The sequence below is a fragment of the Limnobacter sp. MED105 genome, from assembly GCF_000170915.1.
In the GTDB taxonomy this organism is placed as follows: Bacteria; Pseudomonadota; Gammaproteobacteria; order Burkholderiales; family Burkholderiaceae_B; genus Limnobacter.
This window is the reverse complement of the sequence record NZ_ABCT01000007.1, coordinates 25,792-43,559: the sequence shown is the minus strand read 5'-3', so window position 1 is coordinate 43,559 and position 17,768 is coordinate 25,792. Positions and strand designations below refer to the sequence as shown.

At 49.7% G+C, this 17,768-nt stretch carries 12 protein-coding genes and 1 tRNA gene; 10 read left to right on the top strand and 3 right to left on the bottom strand.

The genetic code is table 11. The features are described 5' to 3' along the window. Window positions 1–2 precede the first annotated feature (2 nt). The 10 genes from LMED105_RS08330 (at window position 3) to LMED105_RS08285 (ending at window position 12,761) form a co-directional block, all read left to right on the top strand. On the top strand, window positions 3–1,460 hold the full coding sequence (locus tag LMED105_RS08330) for a sensor histidine kinase (protein WP_008250184.1): 1,458 nt from the start codon (window positions 3–5) through the stop codon (window positions 1,458–1,460). Between the two features lie 39 nt (window positions 1,461–1,499). Continuing rightward, window positions 1,500–2,516, top strand: coding sequence for a PhoH family protein (locus tag LMED105_RS08325; RefSeq protein ID WP_008250183.1), 1,017 nt, complete (start codon window positions 1,500–1,502; stop codon window positions 2,514–2,516). Then, window positions 2,506–3,003 carry an rRNA maturation RNase YbeY gene (ybeY, locus tag LMED105_RS08320; protein WP_008250180.1) on the top strand — a complete coding sequence of 166 codons (498 nt, stop codon included), beginning with the start codon at window positions 2,506–2,508 and terminating at the stop codon, window positions 3,001–3,003. The genes LMED105_RS08325 and ybeY overlap by 11 nt, the downstream gene beginning before the upstream one ends. 92 nt (window positions 3,004–3,095) lie before the next feature. Beyond that, window positions 3,096–3,171 (top strand) — tRNA-Lys (locus LMED105_RS08315). Between the two features lie 306 nt (window positions 3,172–3,477). Beyond that, window positions 3,478–4,743, top strand: coding sequence for a DNA (cytosine-5-)-methyltransferase (gene dcm, locus LMED105_RS08310; RefSeq protein ID WP_050771192.1), 1,266 nt, complete (start codon window positions 3,478–3,480; stop codon window positions 4,741–4,743). Beyond that, window positions 4,740–5,192, top strand: coding sequence for a very short patch repair endonuclease (locus LMED105_RS08305; protein WP_008250177.1), 453 nt, complete (start codon window positions 4,740–4,742; stop codon window positions 5,190–5,192). Before dcm ends, LMED105_RS08305 begins: the two co-directional genes overlap by 4 nt. Before the next feature lie 64 nt (window positions 5,193–5,256). Next, complete coding sequence (locus LMED105_RS08300) at window positions 5,257–6,672, top strand: MvaI/BcnI family restriction endonuclease (RefSeq protein WP_008250175.1); 1,416 nt, start codon at window positions 5,257–5,259, stop codon at window positions 6,670–6,672. A gap of 170 nt (window positions 6,673–6,842) precedes the next feature. Continuing rightward, window positions 6,843–8,690: an ATP-binding protein gene (locus LMED105_RS08295; protein WP_008250170.1), complete on the top strand. Its 1,848-nt coding sequence runs from the start codon at window positions 6,843–6,845 to the stop codon at window positions 8,688–8,690. A gap of 433 nt (window positions 8,691–9,123) precedes the next feature. Next, window positions 9,124–11,331: a hypothetical protein gene (locus LMED105_RS08290; RefSeq protein ID WP_008250169.1), complete on the top strand. Its 2,208-nt coding sequence runs from the start codon at window positions 9,124–9,126 to the stop codon at window positions 11,329–11,331. Further along, complete coding sequence (locus LMED105_RS08285) at window positions 11,328–12,761, top strand: hypothetical protein (protein WP_008250168.1); 1,434 nt, start codon at window positions 11,328–11,330, stop codon at window positions 12,759–12,761. Before LMED105_RS08290 ends, LMED105_RS08285 begins: the two co-directional genes overlap by 4 nt. 4 nt (window positions 12,762–12,765) lie before the next feature. Here the strand turns inward: LMED105_RS08285 and LMED105_RS08280 are convergent, their stop codons facing one another. Genes LMED105_RS08280 through LMED105_RS08270 form a run of 3 tightly spaced genes read right to left on the bottom strand, consistent with a single transcriptional unit; the run spans window position 12,766 to window position 17,751 of the window. Further along, window positions 12,766–13,419, bottom strand: coding sequence for a peroxiredoxin (locus LMED105_RS08280; protein WP_040512938.1), 654 nt, complete (start codon window positions 13,417–13,419; stop codon window positions 12,766–12,768). A 31-nt stretch (window positions 13,420–13,450) separates the two neighbouring features. After that, entirely contained in the window at window positions 13,451–15,133 is a 1,683-nt protein-coding gene (locus tag LMED105_RS08275; protein ID WP_008250165.1) for a sulfatase-like hydrolase/transferase, read from the bottom strand. Next, a complete protein-coding gene (locus tag LMED105_RS08270) occupies window positions 15,130–17,751 on the bottom strand; it encodes a glycosyltransferase family 2 protein (protein ID WP_008250163.1) in 2,622 nt (873 codons plus the stop codon). Before LMED105_RS08270 ends, LMED105_RS08275 begins: the two co-directional genes overlap by 4 nt. Window positions 17,752–17,768 lie beyond the last annotated feature (17 nt).

Below are 17,768 nucleotides of genomic sequence, written 5' to 3'. Positions count from 1 at the left end.
GATTGGCTTGGTACAAACGCAACCCGCTGGCCTCGGGGCAACAACAACGGCGCTCCCTGTTTGGCGAAATTCTCGACTGGATGCTGGCGCCTCTGCTTATTTTGTGGCCCATGAGCATTGGCGTTACTTACCTGGTGGCCAAGTCGATTGCCAACGATCCCTTCGACCATATTCTTGATGACAAAATAACTGCGCTGGCCCAAGAAGTGGCTGCGCAAGCACCCAGCAACCAATTTGCCATTCCCAAAGAAGCCATGGAAATATTGCTGGCCGATGGCACCGACCAGTTGCGCGTTCAGGTGTTGGGCAAAGGCGGCGAATTTTTATTGGGTGACGAACGCACACTGCCCATTCCGCAACGCGAGGCCCGGCAAATTGGCGTGGTCAATTTCCGCGACATCGTGGTGAATGGCGAGGACTTCCGCGCAGGCCACCTGTGGATTGAACTTCCCACCGTGGGCGAAAACCGGTTCATGCTGATTCAGATCGCAGAAACACTGGGCAAACGCGACAGCCTGGCCAATGAAATCATCAAGGGCGTAATTCTGCCGCAATTCGTGATCCTGCCCCTGGCCGTATTGCTGGTGTGGTTTGGCCTGTCGCGAGGCATCGCCCCCCTCAACAGCTTGCTGGACATTATTCGTACCCGCAAACCCGACGACCTCAGCGCCCTTCAAACCACGGACACACCCGAAGAATTGCTACCGGTAATTACGGCCTTGAACGAGCAGTTGGAAAGGCTTGAACAAACCATCGACACTCAAAAGCGATTTGTAGCCGATGCAGCCCACCAACTTAAAACACCATTGGCTGGCCTGCGCATGCAGGTTGAATTGCTGAGCGATGAAACCGACGAGGCCGCCAAGCTGCGCAGCCTGCGCCGCCTGAAAGTTGGCACCGAAAGGTCAACCCGCCTGGTGAACCAATTGCTGGCCTTGGCTCGAACCGAGGCACCCTCCGTTCTACAGTTTGAAAAACTTGATTTAACCCACATTGCGCGCACAGTAACCCGCGACTTTGTGCCAGACGCGATGAACAAGCGCATCGACCTGGGCGTTGAAGTACCCGATCACCCAGTGTACGTGAACGGCCAAACCTTGATGCTGACCGAGATGCTGAAGAATCTGGTTGAAAATGCACTGCGCTACACTCCGAATGAAGGCTGCGTGACTGTGCGGGTGGATGACAGCCCCCAACGTGAAGCCATTGTGCTGGAAGTGGAAGACGATGGTCCCGGCATTCCGGAAAGCGAACGCTACCTGGTATTTGATCGTTTTTACCGCGTACTGGGCACCAGCGAAGATGGCTCAGGGCTTGGATTGGCGATTGTGCAGGAAACCGCCACACAGCATGATGCCAACGTCAGCATCCATGACAACCCGAAATCCAGCAATCCCGACCGACCAGGCACCCTGATGCGTGTCAGTTTCCCGCCGCGCCACCGGCAAATGGAAGATTGAATGCTTAAAATACAAACTCAACTTTTCTAGAAGCACCCAATGAAAGCAAAAGGCAGTGAATGGCACGCCCCCGAAGACGACAACCACAAGCTGGCAAACCTGTGTGGCCCGGTGGACGCCAACCTTCGGCAAATTGAAGCCGCTTTGAATGTAAAAATTGCACGCCGCAATGGCACCTTGAATGTGGTGGGCGACAAGGAAAATGCCAAGCAGGCTTTCATCCTGATCAATCATTTTTTTGAGAAAAGCGACAAGCCGGTTACTGCTGACGAAATTCAATTGGCCTTGGTTGAACTGAAAAACACCAGCACCGTGGCCAGCACAAAAAAAGAAATTCCCCTGATTGCCGGGGCTGAGGAGCCCGTGGTTTTGCGCACCAAAAAAGGCGACTTGCAGCCACGCACAGAACGCCAAAAAGACTACTTGAAAGCTGTGCTTGAGCACGACTTGACCTTTGGTATTGGCCCAGCCGGTACTGGTAAAACCTACCTGGCCGTGGCCTGCGCCGTGGATGCACTTGAACGCGACAGCGTGAAACGAATTATTTTGACTCGCCCCGCTGTGGAGGCTGGTGAACGCCTAGGCTTCTTGCCCGGTGACCTGAACCAGAAGGTAGACCCCTACCTGCGCCCCTTGTACGATGCGCTTTACGATTTGGCGGGCTACGAGCGCGTTCAAAAATGGTTTGAGCGCAATGTGATTGAAATTGCGCCTCTGGCCTACATGCGCGGCCGCACGCTCAGCCACGCTTTTGTCATTCTGGATGAAGCCCAGAACACCACGCCCGAACAAATGAAAATGTTCTTGACCCGCATTGGTTTTGGCAGCAAGGCAGTGATCACCGGTGACGTGACCCAGATCGACCTGCCACGCGGCCAGCAAAGCGGCCTGGTGCAAACCCAGCATGTACTGCGCGGTGTGAAAGGCATTGCCATGACCTACTTCACCAGCGCCGACGTGGTGCGCCACCCGCTTGTGGCCCGCATTGTTGAGGCCTACGAACGTTTTCACAACCCAGAACGAACCGGCACCGCTGGCGAAACCAATGACGAGTAAAACAAACACACTGGTCAGCGTGGCCATTCAATGGGCCATGCAGGCCGACCACCCTCCCTTCTCGGAAGTGGACAACAGCCGCATTCGCCGTTGGGCCAAAGCCTGTTTCATGGACAGGGCTGACATTACCATTCGCATGGTGGGCGAAGAAGAAGGCCAACAACTGAACCGGGATTTTCGGGGCAAAGACTACGCCACCAACGTGCTGACTTTTCCCATGGACATGCCCGACCTGGGCGCTGACTCGGGCCTGCCCGTGTTCATGGCCGACATTGTAATTTGCCCGGCTGTGGTGGAACGCGAAGCCTTGGAACAGGGCAAAGACCCGATTGACCACCTGGCCCACCTGATTGTTCACGGCTGCCTGCACGCCCAAGGCTATGTGCATGAAAGCGACAATCAAGCTGAATTGATGGAAAACCGGGAAATTGAAATTCTAAAACGTTTCAAGATTTCAAACCCTTACGTGATTTCAGCTAAAAAATAGTGGCTTTTTACGGCCGCAGGGCTTGACCACTTTTAAAAACTTGGCCATAATCGCGGTCTTCGGTTGAGGGCCAACGCCCAAAAGCGAAATGTGGGTCGTTAGCTCAGCTGGTAGAGCAGAGGACTTTTAATCCTTTGGTCGTGAGTTCGAATCTCGCACGACCCACCACAAAATACAAAAAGCCTGAGTGTAAAAGCTCAGGCTTTTTTCATTTCTGTCTCTCAAAAGAACTTCACTCCATCAAATCTGGTTAACCACTCACCCCATTCAGAATAATACTGTTTTAATATACAGTTTTTTCGTGTTTGAATTCCTGTCCACCCCAATCAGTATTCCGCGTCATTCGGCTCCCATAAAAATGACGATTTCGCTGAATATTTGTCGACTTCAGAAGGCTTAGGGGCATTTTTTAGCTATGATAGGAACGATTACATGACAATTTGTCCGCTTTTTGACCCAGAGGAATTCGTACTGATGAATGCTCCAGAGAACTTCCACTTCCAGGCACTGTTAGCGCAAGTCCTTAAATTCAAATCCAAAAAAGACATTGCACAAGCCCTGCGAGTGGACTCCAGAACCATTCGAAGATGGGAAAACGGCGACAGTATTCCTCCCTCATACACTAGCATTGCCCTGCGTCAGTTCCTTCCACCAGAACTTCCTCTTGAGGACGAAAACCACGCTTTCACCTTCATCGACCTTTTCGCGGGCGTGGGTGGTATTAGACGAGCATTTGAAAACCAGGGCGGAAAATGCGTATTTACCAGCGAATGGGACAGTTACGCCCAGAAAACGTACAGAGAGAACTACCAGCGTGACCATCACGAGATTTCCGGTGATATCACAAAGGTCAATACTGTCGATATTCCAAATCACGACGTGTTGCTTGCAGGCTTTCCATGCCAGCCTTTCTCGATTGCAGGAGTATCCAAGAAGAACTCTCTTGGCCGTTCGCATGGCTTTCTGGATGAGACTCAAGGCACATTGTTTTTTGATGTCGCCCGAATTATCAAAGACAAACGTCCACGTGCATTCCTGCTCGAGAACGTAAAGAACCTTGTATCGCATGATAAGGGCCGTACCTTTACAGTGATCAAAGAAACGCTAGAGAAAGACCTGGGCTACAAGATTCATTGTCGAGTAATCGATGGCGCTCATTTCACGCCGCAACACCGCGAACGTATTTTGATCGCTGGCTTTGCAGACCAGGTTGCTTTTGATTGGGACGCAATTCCTTTGCCGCCGAAAGGCTCCAGAAAACTCAAAGAAATTTTGCACAAGACAGACGGTTCAGAACCCTACCTGCCTTGGGATGAAAACCGTTTCTTCGACCACGACAGCAAGAAAGTGCAAGACAAATACACCCTAACCCCGGGCCTTTGGACTTACCTGCAAAACTATGCAGCGAAACATAAAGCCAAAGGCAACGGTTTTGGGTTTGGTCTGGTTGGCCCAGAGAGCACAACCCGAACCCTGTCTGCACGGTATTACAAAGACGGATCGGAAATTCTTGTTGATCAAGGCAAAAAAAAGAATCCCAGACGCCTTACACCTCGCGAGTGTGCTCGCCTGATGGGCTTTCCTGATGATTTCAGAATTCCGGTTTCTGATACCCGAGCTTACAAACAGTTTGGCAACTCTGTAGTTGTTGATGTGATGGAGCATGCTGCCAAATTGATGTGCCAGTTTGTAGCTGAAGACATGCAACCCGAATTGCCACTTGTTCGCATGGCAGGATGACAGATGTAGTCGATCCAAAAACCAGAAGCAGGATGATGGCCGGGATAAAAGGCAAAAACACCCGGCCTGAAATTCTTGTACGCTCTGCGCTGCACAGGCGAGGCTTCCGGTTCAAACTGCATGACAAAACCCTGCCTGGTAAGCCAGACATTGTTCTCCCAAAATACAAAGCCGTAATCAACATTCATGGGTGCTTTTGGCATGGCCATGATTGCAAATTCTTCAAAGTCCCTTCAACACGAACTGAGTTCTGGCTCGCAAAAATTAACGGAAACAGATCACGCGACAGCCTTCACAGAGACGCGCTTCTGAAGCAAGGTTGGAGAGTACTCACCGTTTGGGAGTGCGCATTGCGTGAACTCAAACTTGATGGTTATGAAAAGGTCATGGAAGAAATCATCAAATGGCTTACCGTTGAGCCGATTCCTTCCACGGAGATCACTCCATAAAGACTACCTTACGTTGATTCAACAGAATACAATATTCAACGAGATCGATAAATGGAGCCATTAAATGTCGAATGTAATTGGCACGTATGACACAAAACCATCAAAAGATGCAAACCTAAAAAAGATATTAAGAATTATTTCAGATCTAGGAGCGGAAAGAGTTTTCGTTAAAAAGCTATCACCCAATGACAATAGTAAGAATCAGCCTTACTTCGGCGCTCATTTCTCAGATATCCCCTTTATTCCGACCGGTACAACAGTCGCCTCCAAAACTAAATCAAATAAATCGCCAAGTAAAAAGAATAAAAACAGAGAAATTAAATTTCAAGCGACGATGAAGTTAATATGGTTCGACGCAGAAGGACGTACATACCCAGCACCACAAGCAAAACTTATTTACTATCCCCAATACCCTGAAGTACGTCTATCAGGATTCTTGAAGGGATCGTCTGTGAACTTAAGCGACTGGATGAACGTTGAAAAAAAAGGTAGGGCTCGAGGTCGATGGATGATTCTTGGGATTTCGACTGACGATACCGTCTATGCATACCTAGCAACTCCAGACAGCACTGTTGCCCATGAACTTAACGATACCAAAATTATCGAAATAAACTCAATATTTGGTGAGCTACGGTTTACGCAAACAGAAATCAAATCGACGAAAATCGCTTTAATAACTAGACTTCTAGAAATTACTGAATTAGGCTGGATTGATGGACAAAAACTTGAAAGCTCTGGAATAAAAGAACCCTACAGCGCCTCCAACGCTGGGGGTTACACTCTTGAAGCTGAATTGGGAATCGTACCCAATAGTGTCGCGGAACCAGACTTCCTAGGCTGGGAAGTTAAGCAATTTGGGATCACAAGATTTCCAAAAATTGGAGCAAAACCAACAACGCTTATGACCCCTGAACCTAATGGAGGATTTTATGTCGAAAACGGCGTGGAAAATTTCGTAAGGAAATTTGGTTATAACGACAAATCAAACAAACCCGATCGAATAAATTTTGGGGGTCGCCACGTAATTGGTAAGCTGTGCAGGGCTACAAACCTAAGACTGCAGTTTTCCGGATATGACCCAGAAAATGGCCTGATCACAGACGCCGCGGGAACTATCGCGCTGATCAGTAGCAACGATCATGTAGCAGCAAGCTGGAGTTTTGCGAAAATTATGGATCACTGGAAACGTAAGCACGCACAGGCAGTTTATATACCCTGCATGGCTCAAAAATCGCCAACAGCTATAAAGCAATACAAATATGGAAATAATATAGAATTAGGGATAGGAACTAGTTTCGAAATGCTTTTGGCAGCTATCGCTCAGGGAAACGTCTACTACGATCCAGCCATAAAACTAGAAGAGGCTTCTTCAACGAAACCCAAAATAAAAAGACGAAGCCAATTCCGAATAAACCATAAAAAAATCAGTAGCTTATATAGTAAATATGAATATTTAACACTTGGTATAAATAATACTTAAGAGAACAAATCAAATATTATAATTTTGTTTTAAAACTATTTTTTATCGAATAATATTAATCAGAAAAAATATAGGAATTACTCAAAAAATTATCACCATTAGAAAAATAATTAAAAACAAGAAATCAAATCAATCCTTTTGAAGATAAAATCTTTTCTTTAGGGCAGCTCATGAACACTACGTTAGAATTAAAATTTGATCCAAATACAATTGAACACCTCGGTGTTTCGCTTTATTCACAATTGCCGAGTGTTCTTTCAGAGCTTATCTCCAACTCTTGGGACGCAGATGCTACGACAGTAAAGGTTGACTTTCTAACCTTGGAGAATAGAAAGGAAATTAGTATTCGAGATGACGGTCATGGAATGACATTTGAGGAATTAAACAAAAATTATCTGGTTATAGGCCGCAACAGAAGACTGTCAGGAACACCGACAACACCAAAAGGACGAAAGCCGATTGGAAAAAAAGGTCTAGGTAAACTGTCAGTATTTGGCATATGTAATTCCGTAGTAGTTCGATCTGTTAAATTTGGCAAGGCGAACCAATTCATACTTGATCTAGAAAAAATAAAAAGCAGTACGCATAACTCTTATCATCCTACAATCATTGAAAAAGATATAGAAACTACAGATCCCGACGGGACTCAAATAACACTGAAAGACGTAAGAAGAAAGTCCTCATTTAATATAGAGGAAATGATAATAAGCATATCTAAAAAATTTACTGTACTGGATCAATTTAAGTTAATTTTTCTAGAGAATGGTTCAAACCCAAAACAAGTTCTTAATGAGGACAAATTTAAAGGAATGAAAAGTCAATTTACATGGGAATTTCCAAGTAAAGAATTTGGCGAGGACTACAGTTATTTTAACAGCATCACCGGAAAAATAATAACCTCAGAAACACCAATAAAAGATACCGAAATGCGCGGGATATATCTCGCATCCAGAGGAAAAATAGTAAATTCCGCCAGTTTTTTCGGTTTGCGTGACAACGATCAGTTCCACAATTATATTACAGGCTATCTACACATTGATTTTATTGACGATCTGGATAAAGATCTAATTTCCACAGATCGACACTCTTTAAATTGGGAATACGATGTAACAAAGGAGCTTCAGGTTTACCTCAAGAAAGTTATAAGAGACATAGGAAGCGAATGGAGAAAAAAAAGACAAAAATTAAAACTTGATCAAATAAAATTAGAAAAAAATTTGGATATTGAAAAATGGCAAAGTTCGTTACCAAAATACGAAAAAGAACTTAGCAGCCAAATTATAAATCCTATACTTGAAGACAACAACATCAGCTCTGAGGGTGCGTCTAGCATAATTGGTGGGGTAATAGATAAATTTAATAATGAAACTTTTAAAAGATATGCCTCAGATATCGCGAATATCTCGAGAGACGAAGACATACCAAAACTTCTTGATTTAATGAATCAGTGGAAATCAATAGAGACTAAGCAGTTTAAAGATCTTGCGTGCTCTAGAGTCGAAGTAATTAAGCAATTTGAAGAACACATTAAAAACGATACAAAAGAGGTACCAACACTTCATAACTTTCTCAAGAAATTTTCATGGCTTTTAGACCCAAGAATCCTTGAATTTCGGGATGAGGTTACCTATTCGTCGCTTTTAAAAGAAACATTTCCGAACTCGGAATTAGAAGAAAAAAATCGTAGGATCGATTTTCTATGCAGTAATGCTCTCGGTGAAATTTTGTACGTTATCGAAATTAAGAAAAGTAAATATAAAGTCGATCATAAAGCATTAGAACAGGCTTATGAGTATGGCTCTTTTTTGACTAATAAATATGCTAGCTCAACGGGATTCTCCAAAGTAGTTTGTTTTGTAGTCGGCGGTGAGAAATCTGATGACTACAACTTTAAAAGCAAAGAGAGAACTTATATGAACTCTGGAGAGGTTTTTGTGAAAACTTATCGTGAATTATTGGAGCAATCGAAGGAATACCACAAGGAATTTATCGATGCCTACGACATGTTCAATAAGTGAAAACGGTATCACACTGCAACCTCCGGAGCTGACTAAAGAAGAATTCCACTTTTGATTTCACATCAAAGCCTCCTCTATGAGTAAAATTCTAGGTAGTCAAGCAGTAGCCATTTTTCGGGTTACTTATTCACTCTTAAACTATTTCACACGACTACACTCGGCTGGCTAGCCCCAACACGCATAACTCGAGCTAGGACATGGTTGTGTACAAAGGTGCTTTCAATCCTTTGGTCGTGAGTTCGAATCTCGCACGACCCACCACAAAATACAAAAAGCCTGAGTGTAAAAGCTCAGGCTTTTTTCATTTCTGCCCTCGCCCGGGATGTGTCGGCCTTTTTACATTACTGGCATTCTCCGTGTCACAAACACATCTAAATCTTTCCCCCCTTCAGTAACAGACAATCACCACCAATATTTCAATGGGGTTTGCCTGATGAATGTGAAAGCACTTCTCGCCCTTGGCGCAACAGCAGCACTCCTTTCCGCTTGCCTGTCTGGCGGAGACTCCACAACAAGCGCCAGCAGCACTGGCCAACCCATCAACCCCAGTGAAACACCTCTGCAATTGTCAGAATTCTCGGTGGCCAACGGTTGCTTCGGTTTGCAATCCGCATTCAGCCGGCAATTTGTGCAACCGGCAGCCGCCCGCTATGCAGCAGGCCCGGCCACGCAGGCAGAAAACTTCACCCTGCGCCCCACTGAATTGGGCAAGTATCTGATTTACGGCAGCGATCGGCGAATGATCACAGCCCAAGGCAACACCTTGGTGGCCAGCGCTGAACCCACCGATGCAGCCGTGTGGCAAGCCAGTTTTGACCAAGCCAAAAGCCAGTTCAGCTTCACCAACGCGGCAGGCCAGTTTCTGGCGCTGGATGAAACTACCGGCCTAAGCACCACAAGCGAACCCACCGAACGCACTCAATTCAAATTAACACCCAGCAGTGATTGCGCGGCCTACCCCGAAATGCCCACCGCCATGGAAGGCACGCCCTACAAAGGCCGCGGTGAAAACCAACCCATTATTGGCTTTGCCGACACCCACACGCACATGGGCATGTCCAGTGAAATGTCACTGGATGGCAGCGTAGGCCCCTCCGCAGGTGGCGTGCTGTACGGCGAAGTGGTTCACCGTTTTGGCATTCCCCACGCACTGGGCAGTTGTGAAGGTTTTCACGGTCCCAATGGTATTCGCGATGCCAACAACATTCTGGAAACAACTCCAGGCGCTCAGCACGACACACAGGGTTGGCCCACATTTGTGGACTGGCCGCGCCGCAACTTCCTGACCCACCAAGTGATGTATCACGCCTGGGTTGAACGCGCATGGCGCGCAGGTTTGCGTGTCATGGTGAACCACGGCACCAACATTGCGGCCCTGTGCCGGGTCGGCCAAACCTATGCAGGAAAACCTGAAGCAGACTGCAACGACATGAGTGTGGCCAGCAAACAGGTGGAGTATTTGTACGACGTACAAGATTATGTGGACGCGCAATTTGGCGGCCCCGGCAAAGGCTGGTACCGAATTGTAAAAACCCCGGCCGAAGCCCGCAAAGTGGCCAATGAAGGCAAACTGGCCGTGGTGCTGGGCGTGGAAGTAGCGCAAGTGTTCAACTGTGGCGTCACCATGCTGCCCGGTGGCGCTGAAATTCGCAAATGTGACCAAGCGCAAATTGACGAAGAAATCGACAAACTGTGGGCACTGGGTGCACGCCATGTGTACCCCTTCCACGACATCGACAGTTCACTGGGCGGTGCCGGTATTTTCAGTGGCGACGTCATCAACTTCCTGAACTTTCTGGACACCGGCGCCTTCTGGAAAACCACAGAATGCCGCGACTTTCCCGAGAACGAACCCTCGGTGCGTGAACCCGGCACCAACATGACCACTGCTGTGCCCGGCACGGGCAGCAACGCACTGACCAATATGTTGCTTGAGGCCGTGGGTGGCATTACGCCCCTGTACCCGGACGGCAAGCGTTGCAATGCCCGCACGGTGACCGATCTTGGCCAATACGCGCTCACTGCGCTGATGAACCGCGGCTTTGTGATCGACATTGACCATGCGGCCTACCACAGCAAAGACATCATGCTGGACTTGGCCGAAAGCATGAACCCGCCCTACCCCATGGCGTCTTCGCACGATGCGCACGGTGGCTTGACCAGCGACCAGGCTGTGCGCATGCTGAAAAGTGGTGGTGTGATTTACCCCTACAAAGGCAACGGCATCAAACACGTGGAATTTCTGGAAAAGCTGAAATTCTGGCGCAACAAGGCTGGGATGAATAACTCGCTACTAGGCTTGGGTTACGGTGCAGATGGAAACGGTTTTGGTGGGCATCCCGGCCCGCGCGGTGGCGACAGCGTGCCGGTTCAATACCCATTCACCCTGTTCCGGGGTGAAGGCTGGGGCCCGCGCTACCAATCGCTGCCAGAAATGAAAGTGAACCTGCTGACCATTCCGGAAAGTGGCAAGTTCTGGCACATCGATGAAGTGGGCATGGCGCACTACGGCATGGTGGCCGACTTCGTGGAAGAAGTGCGCCTGGAAGGCGGCGGTGAAGCCATCGACGCGCTGTACAACAGCGCTGAAGCCTACGTACAAATGTGGGAGAACGTGTACTACCGCAACAATCCGAAATGAAATTGCTTGGCTTGATCGCGGTGCTGCTTGCAGCACCCGCCAGCGTTTGGGCACACGCCTTTGGCGAGCCTGTGCAACTGCCCATGCCCTATGGGCTGTACATTGCAGGGTCGGTGTTGGCGCTGGTGTTGTCGTTCGTGCTGCTGGCTTTCAGTGGTCAAGCTGGCGGCAAATTGCTCCATCGATTGAATGCATACGGCCTGTTGCCCTGGCCTGCCTGGCCTGCACAGTGGGTTGACCGGGTACGCGCGGCAGGCTCATTGTTCTGGCTAAGCGCGCTGCTGTTTTGCATTGTCACAGGCCTTGTGGGCAGCAACGACAGCCACCGTAACTTCAACATGACCTTCTTCTGGATTCTGTTTGTGCTGGGTGGTGCCTATGCATCGATGCTGATTGGTGACTGGTACAAGCACCAACACCCTTGGCGATTTCTGCTGCCCGCACACTGGCCTGGCGTTCGAAAATATCCACACTGGCTTGGCCATTGGCCAGCTTTGCTGCAACTGGTGTGCCTTGTTGCCATTGAACTGTTTTTTCACAGCACGCCGCGCAAGCTCGCTTTGCTGTTGATCGCTTTCGGGGTTTTCAACCTCGCAGGTATGTGGCTGTGGGGCACACGGCGCTGGTTGCAACGTGGTGAATTGTTTGCGGTGTTGTTTCGGCTGTTCGCAGCGTGTGCACCGCTGCGCAGAACTGCCAGTACCGATGGAAAATACCGGTGGCGTATTGCCCTGCCCTTTTCCGATCTTCGCCGCCTTCGGCTGTGGCACCCTGCACAATGCCTGTTCGTGCTGTTTCTGCTGTCGTCCACCGCTTACGACGGCCTGCGTGAAACCGCGGTGTACTTCAATATTTTCTGGCAAGACCCATGGGGAATTTTAACCAGCGCCTTTGGTGATCACCCGCTGAAAATTTATCCCCAAGTGCGGCCCTGGTTCATTGCCTGGGAAATGGTCTTGCTGATCGCATCCCCGTTTTTTTACCTGCTGCTGTTTATTCTGTTTCTCGCCTTGGGGCGCATGCTGACCAGTGGCAAACAACCCATTGCCTTTCTGCTTTGCCGCTATTTGCCAAGCTTGGTGCCCATTGCCGTGGTGTACCACCTGACGCACTACTACACCTTGCTGTTTAGCCAGGGCTTGAAAATTCGGGGTTTGGTGTCTGATCCCTTCGGCTGGGGCTGGAATATTTTTGGCAATGCCATCACGGGCCGCCTGCCCTGGCTGCCCGACATGGCCAACATTTGGACTAGCCAGGTGGTCTTGATTTTGGCGGGGCATGTTGCGGCTGTGTGGTTGGCTCACCAACAGGCTTTGCAACTTGAACACAGTAGCAGCCGCGCCACATTAAGCCAGTTGCCCATGCTGGTGTTGATGGTGGTATTCACCAGCGTGGGGCTTTGGATACTGGCACAACCGCTACAGGGTTAAGCCATCAGCCTGGCATTTTGGTGGTACGCAGGTAAGGCAGCTTGATGTCAATGTTTCCGAACTTCTCGGTGGCCTGCTCATTGTTCAGCGACAAAGCAACAATCACATCTTGCCCCTGTACCCAGTTGGCTGGTGTTGCAATTGGCTTGCCGTACGTGGCTTGCAGCGCATCAAGCGCGCGCAGCACTTCTGCAAAATTTCGGCCCACCGACATTGGATAAGTCATCGACAACTGCATTTTTTTGTCGGGACTGAAAATGAATACCACTCGAACACTGGCAGAGTCTGCCGCTGTTCTGCCATCGGGCAAGTAGGCATTTGCTGGCAACATGTCGAGCGCCTTCGACACGTCAAGCGACTTGTCCGCAATGATTGGGAAAGATGCCTTCGCGCCAGAAAACTTTTCAATATCGCCTTTCCATTGCTTGTGTTCTTCAACACCATCAACCGACAAACCGATGACCTTGGTGCCGCGCTTTTTCCATTCCTCGGCCAACTGCGCCACTGCGCCAAACTCAGTGGTGCACACAGGGGTAAAGTCTTTGGGGTGACTGAAAAGAATGGTCCAGCTGTCGCCAATGAAGTCGTGCAACATAAAGCTTCCCTGGTCCGTCTCCAGGCTCAGATTAGGTACCACGTCATTAATTCTTAAACCCATTGATATCTCCTTGTTAAGGCATTTCACGAACCTAGCTGCCAAAACCTTTCAGCAATACGGCAGTCAGCTCATTCAGAGTCCCCAAGGGTACTCGTTTCTTCGGCGTCAATCCATCCGTGAAACCCATGGCTCTGAAACGGTCCAGAAGGCGCTCATCTTTGGACACAACAAACACTGGGACGTCCCAAGGCGTTGGCTCTCGCGATACGCTGCCTGTGGGCTGGTGGTCACCGATCATCACATACACGGTTTCTCGTGGCTCGGGCTGGCTGAAATAACCCGCAAGCCAAGTGTTGGTGTAATTGATCGTGCGCAGGTAATCGGGTTTCATGTATTCCCAATTCACAGGCTCGGCCTGCGCGCGGGCTGCAGCCGCCGCATCAAAAGGTTGGGGGCCTAACAACTTTTTCCAGTCAGACTGATAGGGTGGCACCTGGTGAAAAGGAAAATGGCTGGAAATGGTTGGGAAAAAAGTAAACCTGGGCTTGGCCGATTCATCGCGCGGGTACAGCTGCTCAACCCGGGCCGCAGCAAACTGGTCTGGAATTTTCCAGAAACCAAATGCAGGGCCTTCGTAATTCAAGGCCGGGCCATCAATGTATTGATCAAAACTGTAAAAGGCGCGCTCCACCCACTCCCAGCCCACGGAATGATAAAGGCCAAAGGTTTCGTAACCTTCTCGCTCAAACACATCCAGCAAAGTGGGTCGCTCAGTGGTCAACAGCACATCATGTTTACGTGAATCTTTTAAATCAATGCCCGACAACACAGACAAGTGCGCAAGATCACTCGCACCGCCAATGGTCGGCGACACATAAAACGCAGACACTACATTGCGGCCACTCGCCAAAATAGACTTTTCAAGTTGTGTGCGGGTTTGCGCAACAGCCGCTGAAGAATCTTTCTGGTCATAAAGCACGGCGCCATAAGTTTCCAGAAAAATCATGTGTACATCGCGATTGTTCAGCGCAGCCAAGGCGGGTGTATTTTCCTTGGCCAAGGTCTCGTCGATCACTGTGGTGGCTGGCAGCAATTGCGCCGCACGCGAGGGCACCAAAATGTCGCGCAGCTTCATCGCCTCTTTCCAGTAAACAGGCACCACAGCCTTCGATACAAAAGTGGGTTTGTCCGGGTCTTCGGAATAATTAACAAGCACGACCACGCCGGCCAACAGCAAGGCACTCCACAACCACAGTGTTTTCGCAACAGGTTGTACAGCATTGCTCACGGTTTGCATGGCAATCCTTAGCAGGCGGTAATAGGCCCACACTGCTGCACAAGCCAAAAGCGTCACCAAGGCCGTCAGCCACACAGGCAAGCCCTGAACGGTAACCCATACAAAACGTGGAAGCTGGGGTACGTCCCAATACAAATTAACCGGTCGACCCAATAAGTTGGGTACCACTACATCGGCGTAGTGGCCAAACGCCATCAACAAATACACTGCAGAAATAACACTCAAGGCCCGTGCGGAAGGTTTACCGAACACTGCAACCCAAGCGGACAACAGCATGATCAGGCACACAAACTCGGGCGATACTCCCAAGTCGGGAAGCACGTAAACCGTGGGCCAAATTGCCGAGAAACACAGGGTGGAGTTTAAAAAAATCAAGGCCAACAGCAGTTGGCCACTGAAACGCCACTTTGAAACCTCTGCTGCACCACCGACAGCCAGGCCAAGGTTGCCCCGCAGTGCTGTATCTGTAGAACTCATGACTGCTTTACACCAATTTCATTGTGCGCCACAGCCCTGGGAGGCGCAGCACTGAGTAAGGAAACGACAACCGCCGCAACAAAAGGCAAGCTTTGAGACACCAACACCAGGCACCAAGCCAGGTTTTCTTTGGAATCAAAGCCCAACTGAAAATAAATCAGCCCTACGGCACACAACAACACAAACGCCAAAACAGATTCATCGCGCGCAGCATTCACTGCGTACAACACAGCCATTCGATTGGCCATTTTTGGGGTTCGGATGAAGGGAATTTTTCTCCCCACAAACAGACCCGACAGGGTGGCACGCCCAATCGCGTAACTTAACGACAGGCCCGCCAATGTGGCCGCCAATGCCGTTCGAAAGCTGGCCTTGACCTGTACCAGATACAGCGTAAAAAGTTTGGTGATTTTGAACGCAAAAAACATGATGGGCACCACGCTAATCAACAACGGCGGCGCATTGAATGCCAAGGGGTCGAACAACATTAATCCCGACCACAGCACAGCCAGCAGGGTGAAAATCAGATTGACCCCATCGGCGATCCAGGGCAACCAACCCGACACAAAGTGATAACGCTGGCCTGCGGTCAGTTTGCTTCGTTTGAACCCCAGCAACTGACCCGCATGCTCGCGCAAAATTTGCATGGCCCCATAAGCCCAGCGATGACGCTGTTTTTTGTAGTCTGTAAAAGTGTCGGGGATCAAACCATGTCCATAACTTTGATCGATATACACCGCTTCATGGCCCTGCTCAAAAATTCGCAGCCCCAGTTCGGTGTCCTCGGTAATCGTGCTGACTCCCCAGCACCCCACCTGCTCAAGCACCGACCGGCGAACCATGGTCATGGTGCCGTGCTGAATAATTGCGTTGCGCTCATTGCGGGTGACCATACCCAGATGGAAAAAACCTTTGTACTCGGCGTAGCACACGGATTTGAATGCGCTGTCCACGCCATCCCGGTAGTCTTGCGGCGCTTGCACAATTGCAATCTCGGGCTTTTCAAATTCGGGTGCCAGGTGTTTTAGCCAATGCGGCAGCACCTTGTAGTCGGCATCAATCACGGCCACCACCTCGGCCTGCGGGGAGGTTCGCTCCAATGCAAAATTCAAGGCACCCGCTTTGTAGCCGCTCAGGGGGCTCACATGAAAAAACCGGAAGCGCTTGTTTGGCTGTTGGTCCAAATGTTGGCAATGGGCCTGCACAGGTTGCCAGGTAGCTTCGTCTTTCGTGTTGTTGTCCACCACAATCACTTCAAAGTGCGGGTAGTCCAACCGGGCCAGCGCATTCAAAGTGTCGATCAGCATTTCAGGCGGCTCTTCATAAGCTGGCACGTGAATCGAGACTAAAGGCTGATAGACCGCAGCACTTGCGGCCTCGACTTCTGCACCCTTGGGCAAGGTCAACAGCCTGCGCCTACTGCTGTACCACATGGCCTCGGCCCATTCATGGGCTTCCGACATCACGATCACAAACACCCCAACCACGCCCAACAACAAAAACACCGAGATCGCGACACTGGCCCAGGTGTGGTACTGCAAGGTGAAGTCGTAAATCACATAAATAATCAAAGATGAAATGACAAATGCGTTGAAAATCAGGAATGTGCGCCCGCTGTCGCGCAGGGTTTTGCTGTCAATCAGCAGCAGGAAAGTCATCATCAACGCCACTACGATGGATGCCGCTGCTAGCAACTTCCATTGCGGTATGGCAATAATCGGCCGATCGGGTTCAAATTTCGGATCGCGGAATGAATCGAACACGCCCCAATGCCCGCCCACACTGCCTTCAATATCCGACTTCCACGGTTGATCGAAAGCCTCCATCACATAAAACACCATGTTCTCTTGCTCGGCACGCTGAATGAAACGGCGCAAGAACTTGGCTTGATTGGCCTGTGATGCATCGGCCTGCTTGATGGAGCGACCATTGCTGGGCCAGCCCACTTCCGTGACTACAATTGGTTTGCCAGGAAACGCCATTTGCAGTCGCTTGTAGGTGTTGATTGAAAAATCAACCGCATCGTTCAGCGCAATTCCCTCCCAAAAAGGCAGCAAATGCACGGCAAGATAATCGACGTGCTCAGCCAGTTCCGGGTTTTTCAACCACACATGCCAAGGTTCGGCGGTACTCACCGGAATGTCCGTTTCAGCACGCACCTGGTCCAGGTAAGCAATCATTTGCTTCAGGTTCAGGTCTTCTCGCAGCAGGGCTTCGTTGCCCACAATCAAACGGACAACATTGTAGGGCGGGCTGTGCGCCACGCTGAGCAAACGTTCAAGTTCTTTTTCATTGGCGGGCAGGTCTGGACTTAACCAGGCCCCCAAGGCCACATTGATGCTGTGGGCTTGGGCCAGCGCGGGAATTTCTCCGAATATGCCAGCCACTGTGTAGGTTCGAATGGCCAGTGTTTTACCTGCCAACAAGGACAAGTCGCGATTGATGTCTTCAAGCTTGGGTTCGATGTTGTCGATGGGGCTTTGCCCGGCCTGGTAGGGCGAAAACGCGAAGCCTGGAATAATCTGATTCCAGGGCGGTTCCTGAGCAGGTTGGTTGATGTAACCGTAACCCCCGACAACCAGCAACACAAAAGCAAACAGCGCAAAAACGGAGGGCATGGGCGTACTGCTTTAAA

What these genes read in the sequence shown, in the direction of transcription:
- LMED105_RS08325 (WP_008250183.1), top strand. Translation starts at nt 1,500, where the DNA reads ATGAAAGCAAAAGGCAGTGAATGGCACGCCCCCGAAGACGACAACCAC.
- ybeY (WP_008250180.1), top strand. Translation starts at nt 2,506, where the DNA reads ATGACGAGTAAAACAAACACACTGGTCAGCGTGGCCATTCAATGGGCC.
- dcm (WP_050771192.1), top strand. Translation starts at nt 3,478, where the DNA reads ATGAATGCTCCAGAGAACTTCCACTTCCAGGCACTGTTAGCGCAAGTC.
- LMED105_RS08305 (WP_008250177.1), top strand. Translation starts at nt 4,740, where the DNA reads ATGACAGATGTAGTCGATCCAAAAACCAGAAGCAGGATGATGGCCGGG.
- LMED105_RS08300 (WP_008250175.1), top strand. Translation starts at nt 5,257, where the DNA reads ATGTCGAATGTAATTGGCACGTATGACACAAAACCATCAAAAGATGCA.
- LMED105_RS08295 (WP_008250170.1), top strand. Translation starts at nt 6,843, where the DNA reads ATGAACACTACGTTAGAATTAAAATTTGATCCAAATACAATTGAACAC.
- LMED105_RS08290 (WP_008250169.1), top strand. Translation starts at nt 9,124, where the DNA reads ATGAATGTGAAAGCACTTCTCGCCCTTGGCGCAACAGCAGCACTCCTT.
- LMED105_RS08285 (WP_008250168.1), top strand. Translation starts at nt 11,328, where the DNA reads ATGAAATTGCTTGGCTTGATCGCGGTGCTGCTTGCAGCACCCGCCAGC.
- LMED105_RS08280 (WP_040512938.1), bottom strand. Translation starts at nt 13,419, where the DNA reads ATGGGTTTAAGAATTAATGACGTGGTACCTAATCTGAGCCTGGAGACG.
- LMED105_RS08275 (WP_008250165.1), bottom strand. Translation starts at nt 15,133, where the DNA reads ATGAGTTCTACAGATACAGCACTGCGGGGCAACCTTGGCCTGGCTGTC.
- LMED105_RS08270 (WP_008250163.1), bottom strand. Translation starts at nt 17,751, where the DNA reads ATGCCCTCCGTTTTTGCGCTGTTTGCTTTTGTGTTGCTGGTTGTCGGG.